Below are 17,773 nucleotides of genomic sequence, written 5' to 3'. Positions count from 1 at the left end.
CTCGACTTCTACGGGCTCGGCGAACACCACCGCCCGGATTTCGTCGCCTCGGCCCCGGTGACCATCCTCGCGGCGGCGGCGGCGCTCACCCGGCGGATCCGGCTCTCGACCGCCGTCACCGTGCTCAGCTCGGACGACCCGATCCGGGTGTGGCAGCAGTTCGCCACGCTCGACCTGCTGTCGGGCGGGCGGGCCGAGATCATGGCCGGCCGCGGCTCGTTCATCGAGAGCTTCCCGCTGTTCGGCTACGACCTCGCCCACTATGACGAGCTGTTCGAAGAAAAGCTCGCCGAACTGCTGCGCATCCGCGAGGGCGGCAAGGTGAACTGGGAGGGCGGTGCGCATACCCGTCCGATCCCCGGCATCGAAATCTACCCCCGGCCCGTCCAGGCGTCGCTGCCGATCTGGATCGCGGTCGGCGGCACGCCCAATTCGGTCGCCCGCGCCGCCTATTACGGGCTGCCGCTGATGCTTGCCATCATTGGCGGCAACCCGCGGCAGTTCCAGCCCTTCGTCGAGCTGTACCGGCGCACGGCCGAGAAGGTGGGCCACGAGGTGGCCCGGCTGCCGGTCGGCATCTCGTCGCACGGCTTCATCGCCGAGAACTCGCAGGAGGCCCGCGACATCGCCTTTCCGGCGCATCACGAGGCGATGAGCCGGATCGGCCGCGAGCGCGGCTGGCCGCCCACCACGCGGGGCCAGTTCGAGGCCGGCGCCGGGCCCGACGGCGCCTATTTCATCGGCTCGCCGCAGCAGGTGATCGACAAGATCCTGATGCAGCACGAGTGGTTCGGCCACGACCGCTTCGGCCTGCAGCTCAGCGTCGGCACCCTGCCCCACGACAAGGTGATGAAGGCGATCGAGCTCTACGGCACCGTGGTCAAGCCGGCGGTCGACAAGGCGCTGCGGCGCTGAGGACGCGCGCCCTTGCGCTCGGGGGCGGACCGGGGCAAGGCTACCGGACCCGGGGCCCCGACACGGCATGCTGCCCATCTACTACGTCAACCTGGCCTCGCGGCCCGACCGCCGCGACTTCATGGACGCCCAGTTCGCCCGGGTCGGCCTTGCGGCGAGGCGCATCGAGGCCGTCACGCCGGCCACCATCGCGCAGGAAATCGTCGAACGGCATTGCGGCGCCCGCCGGCCGGACCAGTTCAGCCCGCTGCAGCTCGCCTGCAACCTCAGCCACCAGGCGGCCTGGCGGGCCTTTCTGGCCGACGGTGGTTCGCACGGCGCGTTCCTCGAGGACGACGGCGTGCTGTCGGAACGGCTGCCGGCTTTCCTGCGCGAGCTCGCCAGCGGATTTCCGCCGGGCGTCGATATCGTCCGCTTCGAGACCGCGCTGCGGCCGGTCCGCCTCGGGTCGCGGCCGCTGCACCTCGGCCGGTTCGAGCTGCGCCGCATGCTCGGGGGCGACATCGGCACCTGCGGCTATGCCATGACCCGCTCGATGACCGAGAGGCTCCTCGCCGACCCGCGCCTCAACGATCAGGTGATCGACGCCTACCTGTTTTCGCGGAGCGGCCCGCTGATCCATCTTCACCGCGTCCTGCAGCTCGTCCCGGCCCTGACGGTACAGCTCGCCATGCTCGACGGGACGCTGACGACCGGCGTCGGCGCGAGCGACCTCGAGCTGGCCCGGACGATGGTCTGGCGCAGTCGCCCCGCCTCCCGCCGGCATCGGCTGGCCCAGAACATAAGGCAGGCCGCGCTCGACGCCCGCTACTTCGCCACGGACCTGCGCGGCCTGCTCGGGTCGCGGACTATCGTGCCGTTCGAGCCCTGAACCGACTTCCCGCTTGCCGTCGCCTCCCGGGCGCGGCAAAGCTGGCGCCGAACCAACGCAGGCCTCCCGTGCTCCCGATCTACTACATCAACACCGCCCGCCGGACCGATCGCCGCGCCTTCATGGAGCGCCAGTTCGCCGCCCTGGGCCTTGCGGCGACGCGCATCGAGGCGGTGACGCCGGAGACCATCGACCCGACCGTGATCGCGCGCTTCTGCAACCCGCCCAGCGGGCGTCGCGTCCGCGAGAAGGAACTCGCCAACAACCTGTCTCACCAGATGGCCTGGCGGGCCTTCATCGCGGCAGGCGCACCGGCAGGAGTGGTCTTCGAGGATGACGGACGCCTGTCGGAGCGCCTGCCCGAGTTTCTCGCCCTGGTGTCGGACGGCGTGCCCGACGGAGTTGATGTCATCAAGTTCGAGACCCTGGGGCGGCGCGCTCTGAGGCTCAGCCCCCGCAGACCCGTCGGGCTTGGGACCTTCGAACTGCGGCGCATGCTCAGCACGCATTTCGGCGCCTGCGGCTACGTGATCACGAGGCGCCTCGCCGAGGACGCTCTGGCCGACCCGCATCTCAACACCCTGGTCAACGACGTGTACCTGTTCGCCCGTGAGGGCCCGGTCCTCTATCGGCGGCGGGTCTACCAGTGCCTGCCTGCCCTTTCCATCCAGCTCGATCAGGATGGCGACACCCGGCAGTCGCCGGAGGCGCGAAGCGACGTGCAGGACCGGAAGTCGGTTCCCCGGTCCCGCCTGCGACGCATCGCTGAAAACCTTCACGCCGCCTCGCGCGATGCGCGCTATTTCGGCGGCGAGTGGCGCGGCATGCTCGGGCCGCGCCACCCCATCCCGTTCGCGGACGACTGAGCGATGCTGCCCGTCTACTACATCAACCTGGCGCGGCGGACCGACCGGCGCGAGTTCATGGAACGCCAGTTCGACGCCCTGGGTATCGAGGCCGTTCGCGTCGACGCCATCACGCCGGCCAGCATGCCGGCGGCACTGCCGGATCGGCACAACCGGCACAGTCCGGTGGAACTGGCCTGCAATCTCTCCCATCAGTCCATCTGGGCGGCATTCCTCGCCGGCACGGCACCGGCGGCGGTGATCTTCGAGGATGACGGACTGCTCTCGCGCCGCCTCCCGGCCCTGCTCGCCGTGCTGGCGGACGGGCTGCCGGACGGGGTCGACCTGCTGAAGCTGGAGACCTGCGGGCACGGCACAAGGCTCAGCCAGCGTCGGGAAGTCCGCATCGGCGATTTCGAGCTGCGGCGCCTCGTCGGCAGCCATTTCGGCACCTGCGGCTACGTCATCTCGCGCAGGGCCGCCGAACTGGCCCTGGCCGATGCCGCGCTCAACGACGCCCTGATCGACGAGTACCTGTTCTCCCGGAACGGGCCGATGATCTACCGCGCCCGGGTCTACCAGGTGGCGCCGGCCCTCTCGAGGCAGCTGGCGGGCGACCCCGGGCGTCGCAGCGAGCCGCTGGCGACCAGCGACCTGGCCCCGCCGCGCAAGGTGGTGATGGACCAGCGGGGCAGCGGCCGCAAGCGATGGCTGCACATTCGGCAGAACGCCCGCGCCGGCCTGCTCGATGCCCTCTGCTTTCACCGCGATTGGCGCGGCCTGCTCGGGCCGCGCCAGCCCATCCCGTTCGCGGACGACTGACGCCGATGCTGCCCGTCTTCTACATCAACCTGGCGCGGCGGACCGACCGGCGGGTGTTCATGGAGCGCCAGTTCGCCGCCCTCGGCATCCGCGCCGAGCGGATCGAGGCGACCACGCCCGACGACCTGACCACGGAGCAGCGGGCGGCGCTGCCGGGCTCGGCATGGGGTCAGGGGCCGACCGACATGGCCTGCGCCCTCAGCCATCAAGCGGCGTGGACGCGCGTGGTTCGCCGCCGGCTCCCCGCGGCGGTGATCCTCGAGGATGATGTGGTGCTCGGGCGCGGCTTTGCCGCCTGCCTCGCCGACGACGTCCTCGACCGGAGCGGCTACGGTCTGATCCATCTCGAGGCCTGGCCGCGGCCGCTGCGGCTCGGCAGTCGGTCGCGGCCGCTCGCCGGCGACATCGTGCTGCGCACGATGATCACCACGCTTCCCGGCGCCGGCGCCTACCTCATCTCGGGAGCGGTCGCCGCGGCGGCCGCCGCCGATGCCGCCGCGCCGCTGATGGAGGTGGACCGCTACCTGTTCGGGCGGGGCGGCCGCTGGCTCACCGAGATCGAGGTGGGCCAGGCGGTGCCGGCGCCCTGCCTGCAGCTCGAGTTCATCGATCGCGCCGCGACCGGTCCGGCGGCGAGCGATCTCCGCCCCGGGCGTCGTGCGCGGGCGTCGAACCCCTCGCCCGCGGCGCGGCGCGAGCGCAGCCGCGCCAACCTGCGCTACACGCTGGCCGTGGCCGCCCGTCGCCTCCGGGACCCCGCGACGCTGCTGGCGTCGCGGATCGAGGTCGGCTTCGCCGGCCCCCTGCCGGACTGACTACTTGCCGCTGCGCCGGATCGACTTGATCGCCAGCGGCGGCAGGCCGGACTTCTCGGCGATGGCGCGATCCTGCTCCATGATGGCGCCGCGCGCCGCCTCGTCTCCGTCGAGGCCGCCGAGCAGGCCGGCATCCACCTTGCGGTTGGACCGCTGGCTGCCGTCCTCGTAGACGACGTCGAAGAACACGTATTCCGTGCGAGCGGTAGGCTTCCTGGCCATGTCGGCAAACTCCGGTTGGCGCGCCGGCAAGCGGGCGCCGCTATGATTGCTCTCGGGCCGCCCCGCCGGGGGGTCGGCACGGCTGGTGGTCCGCTCAGCGGTAGATGCCGTCGCCCTGTTCGTCGATGATCTGGCGGCCCTTGGCAAGCGCGAAGCTCACCATGTCGTCCTTGGAAGAGAAGCGGTCGGCGCGCACGAACTTGTAGCTTTTCGGCTCGCCGTCAATGGTCTTCTCGATCTGCCCGGCCAGCTGGAACTCGCTGCCGGCCGGCATGATCACCGCCTTGATCAGGTGGCCCTTGTAGCTTTCCTCGCCGGCCACGCCCGGCTCGCCCGACTTCTGGCCCGCATCGCCGCCGCCCCCGAACAGGTTCTTCCAGAAAGACATCGCCCGCGTCCCCGCATCGCCAACCAGTGTGGGTCTGGATTAGGCCGGCCCGCCGCGTTTGTCCACCCGTTCAGGCCCGCCGCACCGGCTGGCGGATCACCGTCCTGAGCTTGTCCGGCGCCGTCCGGCGCGGATCGCCGAGGTAGATTTCGTGGTGATGCCCGGTCTCGACGAGGCCGTTGGCCGGCAGGTACTCGCTGTGCAGCCGCGCGATGGTCGCCGCTTCGTCGTCATAGGGCCCGACATGCATGATCTGCACGCTGAGCCCCTCCTCGAGATCATCCAGCCTCAGGCTCGCCGGCGGCGCGCCGAGCTTGCCTCGGGTCTTGGCGACGGCCCGCTCGAACAGCTCCGGCCCGATCCAGTCCGGCTGCATGATCATCGCCGTCCAGTGCCACTGGTCCTTGCCGAGCGCGGCGAAGTGCTTCATGTCCCGCGCCCACCACAGGCCCTCGAGCGGGGCGACGCCATAGTCCCTGGCAAGGTCCGCCTTCGACATGAACTTGAGCGCATAGCTCACCCCGTAGAGCCACTGCACCGCCCTCTGGTAGTCCTCCGACGCGTTGGGATCGCCCACCCCGTCGATCATCACGTAGCGGAACTTCGGCACCTCGATCAGCGAAAACACCCCCGCCGCCGGCTGCCAGTAGGGCTTCATCAGCTTCTTGAAATCGAGCTTGTCCATGCGCCGGCTCTCCCCTTCCGGCACATACGATAAGATGTCGGCCGGCTCGAGCCTTGACGCCGATCAAGGCCGATCCGCCCGCGCGAACGCACCCGGACGCCTGATCAGCCCGGCTGCAACCCGAGGGCGGCGAGGCGGACGGTGATCTCGGGCACCAGCGCCCCGGCCAGGATATCGTCCGGCCTGACCTCGAAGCGCTCGCGGTACCCCTCGGAGCCGAGCTTGCGGAACACGTGGGTGACCAGCGCCCCGGCCTCGATCACCCACACCTCGGGGATGCCCCAGGCGGCGTAGATGCCGATCTTGCGGCCGAGATCGTAGCGCAGGCTCGTGTCGGCCACCTCGATCGCGAGCAGCACGTGATACCCGCGCAAATCCTCGAACGACACGTCGCGCGGAAACACGATGAAGTCCGGTTCGAGGAAGGACTTGTCGTCGAGCCGGAGCGTGGTTTCCGGCACGATGCGCAGCTGCGTCGGCCCGAGCCGCTGGAGGTGCTCGTTCAGGTCGGCCTTCACCATCTCGTGGCGCGCGCCCTTGGGTGACATCGGCACGACCTCGCCACCGATGAGTTCGAAGCGCTCGTCTTCCTCGATGATACCGGCAGCAACCATTGCCTCGATCTCGGCGATCGTCCACGGACGACGGGGCATGCCGTCGGCCGCCTGCGTCGTCTCGGGCTCGAATGGCCCCGGATGGAAAGCCCCGTTCATGTCGTCACCATAGCACAACGCGCCGGCCTTCGAAGCACCCTGACACGCTGCCCCGAAACGACAAGGCCCGGATCGCTCCGGGCCTTTCGAACTCAGTTGTCGAGGAAACTCCTCAGCTTCCGGCTGCGGCTCGGATGCTTGAGCTTCCGCAGTGCCTTGGCCTCGATCTGCCGGATACGCTCGCGCGTCACGGAAAACTGCTGACCGACTTCCTCGAGCGTGTGGTCGGTGTTCATGCCGATGCCGAAGCGCATGCGCAGCACGCGCTCCTCGCGCGGCGTCAGCGAGGCCAGCACCCGCGTCGTCGTTTCGCGCAGATTGCTCTGGATCGCCGCATCGATCGGCTGGATGGCATTCACGTCCGGGATGAAGTCGCCGAGGTTGGAATCCTCCTCGTCGCCGATCGGCGTCTCGAGGCTGATCGGCTCCTTGGCGATCTTGAGCACCTTGCGCACCTTGTCGAGGGGCATCTGCAGCTTCTCGCTGAGCTCCTCGGGCGTCGGCTCGCGGCCGATCTCGTGCAGCATCTGGCGCGAGGTGCGGACGATCTTGTTGATCGTCTCGATCATGTGCACCGGAATGCGGATGGTGCGGGCCTGGTCGGCGATCGAGCGGGTGATCGCCTGCCGGATCCACCAGGTGGCGTAGGTCGAGAACTTGTAGCCGCGGCGGTACTCGAACTTGTCCACCGCCTTCATCAGGCCGATATTGCCTTCCTGGATGAGATCGAGGAACTGCAGGCCGCGGTTGGTGTACTTCTTGGCGATCGAGATGACGAGGCGGAGGTTCGCCTCGACCATCTCCTTCTTGGCGATGGCCGCCTCGCGCTCACCCTTCTGCACCTTGTGCACGATGCGGCGGTACTCGCCGATATCGAGGCCGGTCTCGGTCGCCAGCGTATGGATCTCGTTGCGGATGTCGCGCACCGTGTCGGCCTCGCGGCGGGCGAACTCCGCCCAGCCCTTGCCGTCCCGGCCGGCCACCGCCTCGATCCAGTTCTGCTCGAGCTCGCTGCCGTAATAGGCCTCGAGGAACCTCTCGCGCTTGACGCCGTAGCTCTCGGCGAGGCGCAGCAGGCGCCCCTCGAGCCGCACCAGGCGCTTGTTGATATCGTAGAGCTGCTCGACGAGGCTCTCGATGCGGGAGGTGTTGAGCGACAGCGACTTGACGTCGGCGATCACCTCGGAGCGCAGCGCCTCGAGCTGCTTGAGATCGGCGACCGAGGCCGGGGCATTGCCGGCGAGGCGATCCTCGGTGTGCCGGTCCTGCATCCGGCGCATCTTGCCATAGGCCTCGGCGATGCGGTCGAAGGTCTCGACCACCTGCGGCTTCAGCTCGGCCTCCATCGCGCTCAGCGACAGCGAGTTCTCGAAATCGTCGTCTTCTTCCTCGACCGGGTCCTGCGGCGCCTCGGGCTCCTCGGGCACGTAGTCGTCATCGTCGTCGCCCGACGCCGCCCGCGGCTTCGGCGCCGGCTTGGCCTTGGCCGGCCGGGGCTCTTCTCGCACCGACGACGGGCGCTCGATCTCGGACGGCATCACCGGCGCGGCCTGCTTGGCGTCGGGGCCGGCATAGGTCGCCTCGAGGTCGATGATGTCGCGCAGGAGGATTTCGGCATTGGCCAGCTGATCGCGCCAGATGATGATGGCCTGGAAGGTCAGCGGGCTCTCGCACAGGCCCTCGATCATCGTCTCGCGGCCGGCCTCGATGCGCTTGGCGATGGCGATTTCGCCCTCGCGGCTGAGCAGCTCCACCGAGCCCATCTCGCGCAGGTACATGCGCACCGGATCGTCGGTGCGGTCGCTGCCCTCGCGGGTGTTGGACTTGGAGGCGACGGCCGTTCCGGTGCGCTCGGCCAGCTCGGTCGATTCCTCTTCCGGCGTGTCGGGCTCGGCTTCCTCGACCTCGTCCTCGTCGACGACATTGATGCCCATGTCCGAGAACATCGCCATGATGTCCTCGATCTGCTCGGAGGTGACCTCCTCCGACGGCAGCACCGCGTTCAGCTCTTCATAGGTGACGTAGCCGCGCTTCTTGGCGGTCTTGATCAGCTTCTTGACCGCCGCATCGGACAGGTCGAGCAGCGGGCTGTCGGGCGCCTCGGTCGCCGCGCCGGCCTCCGGCTTCTCGGTCTCTTTGGCTTTGGTCTGCGTTGCTGCCTTGCTGGCCATCTAGCTCGCTACTCCGTGGTCCCGGCATCGAACGGGCACCGATCGTGTTACGTGGTCATGGCTTGAGACGAGGTAAAGGGAACGAGGGCTCCACCGGAGCCTTCACATGTCCGTCATCGCGCACCGGGCCAGCTGATTCGCCCATATGCGAAACCGCACGTACCCGCTGCCCCATCAGAAGCTGCGTGTCGCGCGTCCCGATAACGAACCAAACCCTTCGATCAATGCCTCAGTGCCATCGACGGTGGTAATCTGGTTCTGGATGTCGCGCAGCCTTTCGAAGGTTTCTTCGCTCGGGTCGTCGCCCAGCGCCAGTTCGGCTGCTTTCAGCGCCTTATTTAGCTCAACCGATTTGTAATGCAAGGCCAGCGCGTGCCGCAAACCGATCTCGGCGTCGGGATCGGCGATCTCGGCGCTGCTTTGCCACACCCCCTGGCGGGCGAGCAGATCGTGCATCCGCTCGATCGCGGCGCCGAAGCCGCGGGCCCCGAGCGCCGCCCTGAGCGCCTCGGCGTCGATATCGTGGTCGCGCGTCACGAGGTCGAGCAGCGCCCCGAGCAGCGCCCGCGCCGCCGGCGAGGCCAGGTCGAGCGCGGCCAGCGATTCGAGCCGGCTGCCGGCCAACTGCGGGTGATTGACGAGGGTCAGCAGGATCGCCGCCTCGCGCGGCGTCGCCTCCGCCGCCTTCCCCGGCTTGAGCAGCCGGGAATTGCGCAGCGTGTCGGAGACCACCACGCGGGGCGAGGCCCGCCCGCCTGTCGCAAAGCTGCGCCCCTGCCCGCGCCCGCCATCGCGCCGCCCCTCGAAACGCGACGGACGGATGGGCGCGAAGAAGGCGGCGAGCTTTTCGTCGAAGGCCTGCATGTAGTGCCGCTTCACCGAAGCATCGTTGATGGCGTTGGCCCGCGCCCGCAGCCGCGCCTCGAGCGCGGCCCGCGCCTCGGGCGTTTCTGGCACGATGCCGCCGTCGGTCTCGAGGCTCCAGATCACGTCCGAGAGCGCGCGCGCCCGCTCGATCACGTCGGCAAAGGCGGCGCGCCCCTCGGCCTTGATCAGGTCGTCCGGATCCTGCCCCTCGGGCAGCGTGGCGATGCGGATGCTGCGCCCGGGCGCGAGCTGCGGCAGCACCAGTTCGGCCGCCCGCGCCGCCGCCCGCTGGCCGGCGCTGTCGCCGTCAAAGCACAGGATCGGCATCTCGCTCATCCGCCACAGCAGCTGCAGGTGATCCTCGGTCAGCGCCGTGCCGAGCGGCGCCACCGTTCCCTCGAACCCCGCCATCACCGCCGAGATCACGTCGAGATAGCCCTCGACCACGATCACCGGCCGGCCGGCCCGCGCCGCCTCGCGCGCCGCCTGCCCGTTGTAGAGCGTCATGCGCTTGTGGAAGAGCTCGGTCTCGGGCGAGTTGAGGTACTTGGCCGGCACATCGGCCGAGAGCGCCCGGCCGCCGAAGGCGATCACCCTGCCGCGAAAATCGGTGATCGGGAACATCACCCGGTTGCGGAAGCGATCGTAGGGCAAGGGCGACTCCTCGCGCACCACGACGAGGCCGGTATCGACCATTTCCTGCGCCGTCACGCCATTGGCGGCGAGGTGCTCCTTGAGGCCGTTGGCGCTGTCGGGCGCATAGCCGATGCGGAAGCGCGTCTGCGCCGCCGCGCTGACACCGCGTTCGAACAGGTAGCCGCGCGCCCGCGCCCCGATATTGTGGCTCAGCGCCGCCTCGAAATATTGTGTCGCCACCTCCATCACGTCGTAGAGCGAGCGCCGTGCCTCCTGGCGCTTTTCCTCGCGCTCGTCGCGCGCAGGCATCGGCACCCCGGCCATGCCGGCAAGCTTTTCCACCGCCTCAGGAAAGCTCATCCCGGCCTTTTCGGTGAGGAAGCGGAAGTGATCCCCGGTCACCCCGCAGCCGAAGCAGTGGTAGATGCCCTTGCGGTCATCGGCATGGAAGCTCGGCGTCTTCTCGCCGTGGAACGGGCAGCAGGCCCAGAAATCGCCGCGCTGCGGCTGGCTCTTGCGCTTGTCCCACAGGACATGCTCGCCCACCACCTGCGAGATCGGCAGGCGCTGGCGGATCTCGTCGAGGAAGGAGTCGGAGAAGCGCATGGGGGATAGGTAGACATGCGGCTGCCGCGTGTCACGGGGGATGTGGTTTTGCACGCGCCGCAAAAGTGGCGGCCTCCCGCATTGCCTTCCCCCCGGACAGCAAGCGGTGACGCTAAGCCGCAATAGGCGCGCGGGCCCGCTAAGTTGATTCGGAGAAGGGCCGCAGGCACCATCTCACCACGTCCACCGGGTCACCCCGACGAAGGTCGGGGCCCATCCCGAGATCCGTCCCCACGCACCGGGCGTGCGGAAAGCGCTGGATCCCGGCCTTCGCCGGGATGACACCCAGTGTGCTGCGGCAAATCTATCTCCGTTCCCCGAACCCGCCGTATTCTCCCCCGTCCGCCGCATCGAAGCGCCAGCGTTTGCCATCGACTCCATCGTCGATACCCGCCAACATGAACGACAATTCGCTGGTCTGCGCCACGCCACCCCTTATACCAGCTGTCCCGCTCCCCGACGCCGCCCGGGCCACACATGCACGAACCGAGATTCCACCACGCCCTCGTCCTGCCGCTGCTGTGCGCGGCGTGGTTCCTCGTCTTTGCCATCCAGATCGTGGTGACGCTGCCGCCCTTCCAGGGGGCGGACGAGGCCGCGCACCTCTATCGCGTCGAGGCGTTCGCGCAGGGCGTGCCGGTCCCCTACCGCATCGCCGAAGGCGTGCTGGGCGGCCCGGTCGATCCCAGCCTCAGGGAGGCCGTGCTGCTGTTCGAGGACGTCAAGTTCGCGCCGGGCGTCAAGGTGAGCGCGGCGCGGCTGGCGGATGCGGAGGCGCGCCCATGGTCGGGACAGCCGGTGGCGTTTCCGCTCACCAGCTCCTCGCTCTACTCGCCTGCCCTCTATGCCCCGCTGGCCGGCGCCCTGGCGCTCGCCAAGCAGCTGGACCTCGGCATTCTCGATTCGACCAAGCTGGTGCGGCTGAGCAATGCCCTCGTTTCGGCCGGGCTGCTGCTCCTCGCCATGGCGCTGCTCGATCGCGGCCGAACCCTGGCCTTTGCCCTCGCGCTGCTGCCGATGACGGTGTTCGTCTCGTCCTATGCGACGCAGGACGGGCTGCTCTTCGCGCTGTCGATGCTGGTGGTCGCCATCCTGTCGCGCGCCTGGAACGAGAACCGATCGCTGGCCGTCGGCGAACTGGCGGCCGCGACGCTGATCCTCGTCTGCCTTGCGACCGGCAAGCCGCCCGGCCTCGCCTTCGCCGGGCTGCTGCTGGGCTATTCCCGCAACCCCCTGCCGATCCGGCTGCTGGCCGTGGCGCTGGTCGGTGCGGCGTTCGCCGGCTGGACCGCCGTGGTCTATGCCGGCGGCCCGCTGCACCTCAATGCCGTGGCCGATCCGGCGGCGCAGCTGGCGTTCCTCCTCGCCGACCCGCTGCGGGTGTTCGCCATCGCCGGCGCGACATTTGCGACCTGGGGGCGCTTCTACGTCGAATCGTTCGTCGGCCAATTGGGCTGGCTCGATGTGTTCCTGCCGCCCTGGTACCACCTCGCGACGCAGGTGATGCTGGGGCTCGCCGCCCTCGGCGTCGTTGCCGGCGGGGTGCGCCTCATCCGCAGCGGCGAGAGCCTCGCGCTCGCCACCGCGCTGCTGGTGCTGCTCGCCGGCTCCGGGATGATCTTCGGCTCGCTCTACCTGGGCTGGACGGAAGTCGGCAAGCTGATCGTCAACGGCGTGCAGGGGCGCTATTTCCTGCCCTTCGCAACGCTGCTGGTGCTGATCGCCGACCGGCGCGGCGGGCCGATCTCCCCGCTCGATGGCTGGATCGGCGGGGCGATCCGGATCGTCGTCGTCGCCTGGCCGCTGCTCAGCATCCCCGTCGTCCTCAGGGCCCTGACCTGGCGCTACTATATCGGCTGACGCAGCCTTGCGCCCGGGCCATGCTCGTGATCCTCTCCGCCCGTTTTCATCACCTGCCGGGATTCCCATGCCGATCGCGATCTACGCCCTGGCGCTGGCCGCCTTCGCCGTCGGCACCGCCGAGTTCGTGATTTCCGGCATCCTGCCGCAACTGGCCGCCGACCTGACCGTCGGCATCCCGGTGGCCGGACTGCTGGTCACGGCCTACGCCGCGGGCGTGGCGGTGGGCGGCCCGGTGATCACCGTGCTCACCGCGCGCTTCTCGCAGCGGGCGGTGCTGATCGGGCTGATGCTGACCTTCGCGGCCTCGCAGGTGCTGTGCGCCGTGGCACCCGACTACGGGTTGCTGCTGGCGGCGCGGCTGATCTCGGCCTGCGCCCACGGCACCTTCTTCGGCGCCGGCAACGTCGTCGTCGCCAACCTCGTGCCGCCCGAGCGGCGCGGCGGCGCCTTCTCGCTGTTCATCTCCGGCATCACCGTCGCCAACCTGCTCGGCCTGCCCGGCGGCACTGCCGTCGGCGTCGCCTTCGGCTGGCGGGTGACCTTCCTCGCCGTCGGCGCCCTGGGGCTGATCGCCGCGCTGGTCCTCGTCTGGCAGCTGCCGCGGACCGCGCCCGGCGGGTCGGGTCGGGCCAGCTTCGGCGCGCAATGGCGCGAGCTTCGGCACCAGCAGGTATGGCTCTCCTACATCACCATCGCGCTGGTGATGATCGGCGCGCTCGCCTTCGGCACCTTCCAGGTGCCGATCATGCTCAACGTCACCGGGCTGTCGCCCGACATCATCCCGATCTACCTGCTGATCGGCGGGCTGGGCTCGATGCTGGGCATCTGGGCCGGCGGCCGCGGCACCGACTGGAAGCCGATGCCGACCCTGATCGCCGTGCTGCTGCTGCAGGCCCTGCTCTACTTCACCATGCTGTTCGCCATGCACGACAAGGTGTGGATGACGGTCAACCTGTTCGCCACCTCGATCCTCGGCTTCGCCTTCTCGACGCCGCTGCAGGCCCGCGTCATCGGTGCGGCGCACCGGGCGCCCAACCTCGCCTCGTCGCTGATCTCGACCGCCTTCAACATCGGCATCGCCGCCGGCGCCGCAATCGGCGCCGGACTGCTCGGCGCCGGGGTCTCGTATGCCGACATCCCGGCGGTGGGCGTGGTCACCAGCCTGCTCGCGGCCGGGGCCGCGAGCCTGTCGTTCTGGCTCGAGCGGCGGGCGTCCGTCAGGCCCGCTTGACCGGGCAGGTCGAGAGCCCGAGGATCGAATAGATCGGGCACGAGCCCATCAGTGCGGTGGCCAGCGGCACGATGCCGATCAGCAGCCACCAGCGCCATTCGGCCTCGGGCAGGAGGAAGAAGGCGACCAGCGCGGCAATGCCGATGACGGCGCGGATGATGCGGTCGATGCTGCCGACATTGTTCTTGAACATGGCGATGTCTCCTGTGGGTGCGGGAACCCGTTGCCCCGCTGATGGGAGGAGAAATGCCACACCGGGCACCGCCCGGTCGGTGACTAGGTCACGCGGACTCCGGAATTTCGGCGAGATCGACGAGGCCGCGCCGGTCGACGATGCGAACCTGCCCGCGCTCGAGCGCCACCAGATGCTGGCGCGACAGCACGTCGAGCCGACGGGACACCACCTCGCGCGCCGAACCGATCGCCGCCGCCAGTTCCTGGTGCGTCACCACGGCGACCCCGTCCGGCCCGGCCCGGCGCAGCAACTCCTGCGCCAGCCGCGATTCGATCCTGACGAAGGCCACCTGCTCGAGCACCGCGGTGACGTCGGCCAGGCGGTTGCCGAGCGAGCGGAACACGTAGTCGCGGAAGCCCGCCGACTCGGCCAGCAGCCGGTGGAACAGCGCCTTGGGCACGATGGCGATCTCGATCCCGGTCCGTGCCACCGCCTCTGCCGAGTAGCTGACCTGGCCGAGCAGGCACAGCGTCGTCTGCACGCAGGTTTCGCCCGGCGCCACCTCGTAGAGCGCAATCTCGCGGCCGGAACGGCCGGTGAGGTGCACCGCGATGCTGCCGTCCAGCACCAGCACGAACCCGGCCGCGTCGTCGCCGGGGCGGAACAGCACGGTGCCGTCGTCGAGGCGGCGGCGCGGCAGGCGCGCCAGCTCGGCATAGGTCGCCGGCTCCATGCCCGGCACCAGCGTCTCGAAGCGGTCGGCCATGGCGAGCCTCAGCCCAGCGCCGCCTTCACCCTGGCCGAGGCCTTGCCGAAATCGATGCGGCCCGGATACTCGGCCTTGAGCGCCGCGATCACCTTGCCCATGTCCTTGCCGCCCTGCGCCCCGGTCGCGGCGATCGCGGCGGCGATGGCCGCATCCACCTCGGCCTCGCTCAGCCCCCGCGGCACGAACTCGTTGAGGATGGCGATCTCCTCGCGCTCGACCGCGGCGAGGTCGTCGCGCCCGGCCTTGTCGTAGATGCCCAGCGATTCCTCGCGCTGCTTGATCATCTTCTGCAGCAGCGAGAGGATTTCGCCTTCCCCGAGCGCCGGCTTGCCCTGCCCGCGCGCCTCGATGTCCTTGTCCTTGATCGCGGCGTTGATGGCCCTGAGCGTGGCGGTGCGGCGCTTGTCGCCGGCCTTCATGGCGGCCTTGTACCCCTCGCTGATCGTCTCGCGCATGGCTGGTCCTCTCTTCCGGGCGACGTCGGTCGCCCCCATATAGCGCAATATCGGCCGGGCGCCACTTGCGCTCGCACCGGCCCCCTTCTAAGGAGAGGCCTCAACCACACCGCCCGAGACCTGGAGGCCCCGCCATGACCGGCTGGCAACAGAAGCCCGCGACTGCCCTGTTGATCCTCGACGACGGCACCCGCCTCGAGGGGCACGGCATCGGCGCGGTCGGCCACTCGGCCGGCGAGGTCTGCTTCAATACCGCCATGACCGGCTACCAGGAGATCCTGACGGACCCGTCCTACGCCGGCCAGATCATCACCTTCACCTTCCCCCATATCGGCAATGTCGGGACCAATGACGAGGACATCGAGACGGTCAACATGGCCGCGCTCTCGGGAGTGAGGGGCTGCGTGCTGCGCGCCGACATCACCAATCCGTCGAACTACCGCGCCGCCGAAAAGCTCGACGCCTGGCTGAAGAAGCGCAACATCATCGGCATTAGCGGCATCGACACGCGGGCGCTCACCGCCCGCATCCGCGAGAAGGGCATGCCGAACGGCGTCATCGCGCACGCCCCGGACGGCTACTTCCACGAACCCTCGATGGTCGCCGAACTCAAGGCCTTTCCCGGCCTCGAGGGGCTGGATCTCGCCAAGGAAGTCACCACCGCGCAGACCTACCACTGGGACCAGACGCCGTGGAGCCGCACCGGCGGCTACGGCAAGCTCGAGAACCCCGAATTCCATGTCGTCGCCATCGACTACGGCGCCAAGCGCAACATCCTGCGCCAATTGGCGCACCAGGGCGCGCGGGTCACCGTCGTGCCGGCCACCGCGACGGCTCGCGACGTGCTGTCGCACAATCCCGACGGCATCTTCCTCTCCAACGGCCCGGGCGATCCCGCCGCGACCGGCAAGTACGCGGTCCCCACCATCCGCACGCTGATGGAGACGGGCAAGCCGATGTTCGGCATCTGCCTCGGCCATCAGCTGCTCGGCCTCGCCGTCGGCGGCCGGACCGAGAAGATGCACCAGGGCCACCACGGCGCCAACCACCCGGTCAAGGACCTGACCACCGGCAAGGTCGAGATCACCTCGATGAACCACGGCTTCGCCGTCGATACCGGCAGCCTGCCGGCCGGCGTCACCCAGACCCATATCTCGCTGTTCGACGGCTCCAATGCCGGGCTGTCCGTCGACGGCAAGCCGATCTTTTCGGTGCAGTACCATCCCGAGGCGAGCCCCGGCCCGCATGACAGCCACTACCTGTTCACGCGCTTCCTCAACCTCGTGCGCGAGCAGAAGGGGCTGCCCGTCACCCCCGAGCACCTGAAGCTGGAATGAGCGCTGGCCGGGCCGCGGCGCCGCGCTGGGTCCTGCCCGCGCTCATCGTGCTGTCGCTCGCCACCGCCGCGATCCTGGCGGTGGTGCTGGCGACGACCTTCGTCCGCGTCCCGCTGATTTCCAACGAGGGCTGGAGCGCCATCCACGCCCGCCATGCGCTGGCGGGTGGCAACCTCTATACGCCGAACGGCTACGGCAATTTCCCGAACTACCCGCCGCTGGCCTTTTACCCGGTGGCCTGGCTCGGAGCGCTGATCGGCGACATGGTCTATTCCGGCCGGGTACTGGCGATCACCGGCATGCTGGTCGTCGCGCTCAATGTCGCCATCCTCAGCCAGCGCCTCGGAGCGAGCCGGTCGGTGGCGGTGATGGGCGCGGTCCTCTACGTGCTGCTGACCCTGACCGTCGGCCGGTTCTACGCCGGCGTCAGCGACCCGCAATTCTCCGGCCATGCGCTGCAGACGCTGGGCCTGCTGCTGCTCACCCGGACCCCGCCGACTCCCTCCGTGCCGGCTCTGGTCTCGGCCGCCCTGCTGATGGTGCTGGGCGGACTGTTCAAGAACAACCTCGTCGTCCTGCCGCTCGCCGTCACCGTCTGGCTGGCGCTCGTCGATCGCCGCGCCCTGCTCGTCTGGGTCGCCGCGGGCGCGGCCTGGCTCGGTCTCGCCATGGCGGCGTGCTATGCGCTGTTCGGCGAGGCGGTGTTCGCGCAGGTGCTCGGTCACGAGCGCGTCTACAATGTCGCGATCATCCCGGCGAGCTTCCGCTGGATGACCGCCTACCTGCTGGTGGCGGCCATCGGCATCCCCACCGCGCTGCGGCTGCGCACCCCGCTGGCGCGATTGATGCTGATCTATTTCGGCCTCGCCGTCGGCATCGGCCTGCTCTTTGCCGGCGGCGTCGGGGTCAACCTCAACACCTATTTCGACGTGGCGATCGCCGCCGTCCCCCTCGCCACCACCGTCGTGGCGGCGCTGCCCAGGATGCGCAGGGCCTGGCGCCTCGCCGTCTACGTGGTCGCCATCGGCACCCCGCTCTACATGGTTGTGTTCACCGCGGGGCCATTCCTGCAGCGACTCGGCAATATCGAGACTGCGGACACCTATGATGCCGCCCTCGAGATGATCGCGACGGCCGACGGGCCGGTCTTCTGCCGCGAGCCGACCTGGTGCTACTGGGCCGGCCGCGACAACCACATCGACTATTCCAACGCCGGCCAGAAGCTCTCCGCCGGACCGGAGGCGGTCGCCGCCTTCCAGACCTGGGTGGCCGCCAACCCTCCCGTCCTGATGCAGCTCTATGACCCGGAGGGCGGCTTCATCGTCCGTTCGATGGGGGCGTTCGCCTCGAACTATGTCGAGGTGATGAGCACCCCGATGCGGATCTG

Annotated in this window: 18 protein-coding genes; 9 read left to right on the top strand and 9 right to left on the bottom strand. The window is 69.2% G+C overall.

The genetic code is table 11. The features are described 5' to 3' along the window. From ACE3TU_RS08550 to ACE3TU_RS08530, 5 genes are all read left to right on the top strand, one after another. Positions 1 to 915, top strand: a 915-nt coding sequence (locus ACE3TU_RS08550) for an LLM class flavin-dependent oxidoreductase (protein ID WP_374622773.1), incomplete at its 5' end; no start/stop codon positions are given. A gap of 67 nt (positions 916 to 982) precedes the next feature. Further along, complete coding sequence (locus tag ACE3TU_RS08545; RefSeq protein WP_374622770.1) at positions 983 to 1,786, top strand: glycosyltransferase family 25 protein; 804 nt, start codon at positions 983 to 985, stop codon at positions 1,784 to 1,786. A 68-nt stretch (positions 1,787 to 1,854) separates the two neighbouring features. Further along, positions 1,855 to 2,652 (top strand): glycosyltransferase family 25 protein, encoded by a 798-nt coding sequence (locus ACE3TU_RS08540; protein WP_374622768.1) that lies wholly within the window; start codon positions 1,855 to 1,857, stop codon positions 2,650 to 2,652. 3 nt (positions 2,653 to 2,655) lie between these two features. After that, on the top strand, positions 2,656 to 3,453 hold the full coding sequence (locus ACE3TU_RS08535; protein WP_374622765.1) for a glycosyltransferase family 25 protein: 798 nt from the start codon (positions 2,656 to 2,658) through the stop codon (positions 3,451 to 3,453). A 5-nt stretch (positions 3,454 to 3,458) separates the two neighbouring features. After that, positions 3,459 to 4,268 (top strand): glycosyltransferase family 25 protein, encoded by an 810-nt coding sequence (locus tag ACE3TU_RS08530; protein ID WP_374622762.1) that lies wholly within the window; start codon positions 3,459 to 3,461, stop codon positions 4,266 to 4,268. On the opposite strand, the gene ACE3TU_RS08525 is transcribed toward ACE3TU_RS08530, so the two are convergent. The 6 genes from ACE3TU_RS08525 to dnaG all read right to left on the bottom strand — a co-directional run bounded on the left by ACE3TU_RS08525 (position 4,269) and on the right by dnaG (position 10,556). After that, a complete protein-coding gene (locus ACE3TU_RS08525) occupies positions 4,269 to 4,490 on the bottom strand; it encodes a hypothetical protein (protein WP_374622759.1) in 222 nt (73 codons plus the stop codon). 94 nt (positions 4,491 to 4,584) lie between these two features. Then, positions 4,585 to 4,878 carry an HlyU family transcriptional regulator gene (locus ACE3TU_RS08520; RefSeq protein ID WP_374622756.1) on the bottom strand — a complete coding sequence of 98 codons (294 nt, stop codon included), beginning with the start codon at positions 4,876 to 4,878 and terminating at the stop codon, positions 4,585 to 4,587. Between the two features lie 70 nt (positions 4,879 to 4,948). Further along, positions 4,949 to 5,563, bottom strand: coding sequence for a GyrI-like domain-containing protein (locus ACE3TU_RS08515; RefSeq protein ID WP_374622753.1), 615 nt, complete (start codon positions 5,561 to 5,563; stop codon positions 4,949 to 4,951). Between the two features lie 104 nt (positions 5,564 to 5,667). Continuing rightward, positions 5,668 to 6,276: a Uma2 family endonuclease gene (locus ACE3TU_RS08510; RefSeq protein ID WP_374622750.1), complete on the bottom strand. Its 609-nt coding sequence runs from the start codon at positions 6,274 to 6,276 to the stop codon at positions 5,668 to 5,670. A 92-nt stretch (positions 6,277 to 6,368) separates the two neighbouring features. Next, entirely contained in the window at positions 6,369 to 8,447 is a 2,079-nt protein-coding gene (gene rpoD / locus ACE3TU_RS08505; RefSeq protein WP_374622748.1) for an RNA polymerase sigma factor RpoD, read from the bottom strand. A 174-nt stretch (positions 8,448 to 8,621) separates the two neighbouring features. Continuing rightward, positions 8,622 to 10,556, bottom strand: a complete 1,935-nt coding sequence (dnaG, locus tag ACE3TU_RS08500) for a DNA primase (protein WP_374622746.1) — start codon at positions 10,554 to 10,556, stop codon at positions 8,622 to 8,624. Positions 10,557 to 11,033: 477 nt separating this feature from the next. On the opposite strand from dnaG, the gene ACE3TU_RS08495 reads away from it, so the two are divergent. After that, positions 11,034 to 12,416 carry a DUF2142 domain-containing protein gene (locus ACE3TU_RS08495; RefSeq protein WP_374622743.1) on the top strand — a complete coding sequence of 461 codons (1,383 nt, stop codon included), beginning with the start codon at positions 11,034 to 11,036 and terminating at the stop codon, positions 12,414 to 12,416. Positions 12,417 to 12,483: 67 nt separating this feature from the next. After that, the gene (locus ACE3TU_RS08490; protein WP_374622741.1) at positions 12,484 to 13,650 is read left to right on the top strand and encodes an MFS transporter; all 1,167 of its coding nucleotides are present in this window, start codon (positions 12,484 to 12,486) and stop codon (positions 13,648 to 13,650) included. Here ACE3TU_RS08490 and ACE3TU_RS08485 read toward each other — a convergent pair. From ACE3TU_RS08485 to ACE3TU_RS08475, 3 genes are all read right to left on the bottom strand, one after another. Beyond that, on the bottom strand, positions 13,637 to 13,843 hold the full coding sequence (locus ACE3TU_RS08485) for a DUF2892 domain-containing protein (protein ID WP_374622738.1): 207 nt from the start codon (positions 13,841 to 13,843) through the stop codon (positions 13,637 to 13,639). The two genes, ACE3TU_RS08490 and ACE3TU_RS08485, sit on opposite strands and share 14 nt — an antisense overlap. 88 nt (positions 13,844 to 13,931) lie before the next feature. Continuing rightward, positions 13,932 to 14,591 (bottom strand): Crp/Fnr family transcriptional regulator, encoded by a 660-nt coding sequence (locus ACE3TU_RS08480; RefSeq protein WP_374622736.1) that lies wholly within the window; start codon positions 14,589 to 14,591, stop codon positions 13,932 to 13,934. Between the two features lie 8 nt (positions 14,592 to 14,599). After that, positions 14,600 to 15,049, bottom strand: a complete 450-nt coding sequence (locus ACE3TU_RS08475) for a GatB/YqeY domain-containing protein (protein ID WP_374622734.1) — start codon at positions 15,047 to 15,049, stop codon at positions 14,600 to 14,602. Positions 15,050 to 15,183: 134 nt separating this feature from the next. On the opposite strand from ACE3TU_RS08475, the gene carA reads away from it, so the two are divergent. Both carA and ACE3TU_RS08465 read left to right on the top strand, forming a co-directional pair. Beyond that, on the top strand, positions 15,184 to 16,386 hold the full coding sequence (carA, locus tag ACE3TU_RS08470) for a glutamine-hydrolyzing carbamoyl-phosphate synthase small subunit (RefSeq protein WP_374622731.1): 1,203 nt from the start codon (positions 15,184 to 15,186) through the stop codon (positions 16,384 to 16,386). Beyond that, positions 16,383 to 17,773 (top strand): hypothetical protein (locus ACE3TU_RS08465; RefSeq protein WP_374622729.1); only part of this gene is annotated, 1,391 nt, incomplete at its 3' end. The genes carA and ACE3TU_RS08465, both read left to right, overlap by 4 nt.

This window comes from Devosia sp., assembly GCF_041917035.1.
In the GTDB taxonomy this organism is placed as follows: Bacteria; Pseudomonadota; Alphaproteobacteria; order Rhizobiales; family Devosiaceae; genus Devosia_A.
The sequence above is the reverse complement of the archived record's forward strand: the minus strand, read 5'-3'. Positions and strand labels throughout refer to the sequence as shown.

Coding starts and splice junctions, on each gene's coding strand:
- carA (WP_374622731.1), top strand. CDS start 15,184: ATGACCGGCTGGCAACAGAAGCCCGCGACTGCCCTGTTGATCCTCGAC.
- ACE3TU_RS08525 (WP_374622759.1), bottom strand. CDS start 4,490: ATGGCCAGGAAGCCTACCGCTCGCACGGAATACGTGTTCTTCGACGTC.
- ACE3TU_RS08510 (WP_374622750.1), bottom strand. CDS start 6,276: ATGAACGGGGCTTTCCATCCGGGGCCATTCGAGCCCGAGACGACGCAG.
- rpoD (WP_374622748.1), bottom strand. CDS start 8,447: ATGGCCAGCAAGGCAGCAACGCAGACCAAAGCCAAAGAGACCGAGAAG.
- ACE3TU_RS08545 (WP_374622770.1), top strand. CDS start 983: ATGCTGCCCATCTACTACGTCAACCTGGCCTCGCGGCCCGACCGCCGC.
- dnaG (WP_374622746.1), bottom strand. CDS start 10,556: ATGCGCTTCTCCGACTCCTTCCTCGACGAGATCCGCCAGCGCCTGCCG.
- ACE3TU_RS08535 (WP_374622765.1), top strand. CDS start 2,656: ATGCTGCCCGTCTACTACATCAACCTGGCGCGGCGGACCGACCGGCGC.
- ACE3TU_RS08520 (WP_374622756.1), bottom strand. CDS start 4,878: ATGTCTTTCTGGAAGAACCTGTTCGGGGGCGGCGGCGATGCGGGCCAG.
- ACE3TU_RS08490 (WP_374622741.1), top strand. CDS start 12,484: ATGCCGATCGCGATCTACGCCCTGGCGCTGGCCGCCTTCGCCGTCGGC.
- ACE3TU_RS08485 (WP_374622738.1), bottom strand. CDS start 13,843: ATGTTCAAGAACAATGTCGGCAGCATCGACCGCATCATCCGCGCCGTC.
- ACE3TU_RS08515 (WP_374622753.1), bottom strand. CDS start 5,563: ATGGACAAGCTCGATTTCAAGAAGCTGATGAAGCCCTACTGGCAGCCG.
- ACE3TU_RS08475 (WP_374622734.1), bottom strand. CDS start 15,049: ATGCGCGAGACGATCAGCGAGGGGTACAAGGCCGCCATGAAGGCCGGC.
- ACE3TU_RS08495 (WP_374622743.1), top strand. CDS start 11,034: ATGCACGAACCGAGATTCCACCACGCCCTCGTCCTGCCGCTGCTGTGC.
- ACE3TU_RS08530 (WP_374622762.1), top strand. CDS start 3,459: ATGCTGCCCGTCTTCTACATCAACCTGGCGCGGCGGACCGACCGGCGG.
- ACE3TU_RS08480 (WP_374622736.1), bottom strand. CDS start 14,591: ATGGCCGACCGCTTCGAGACGCTGGTGCCGGGCATGGAGCCGGCGACC.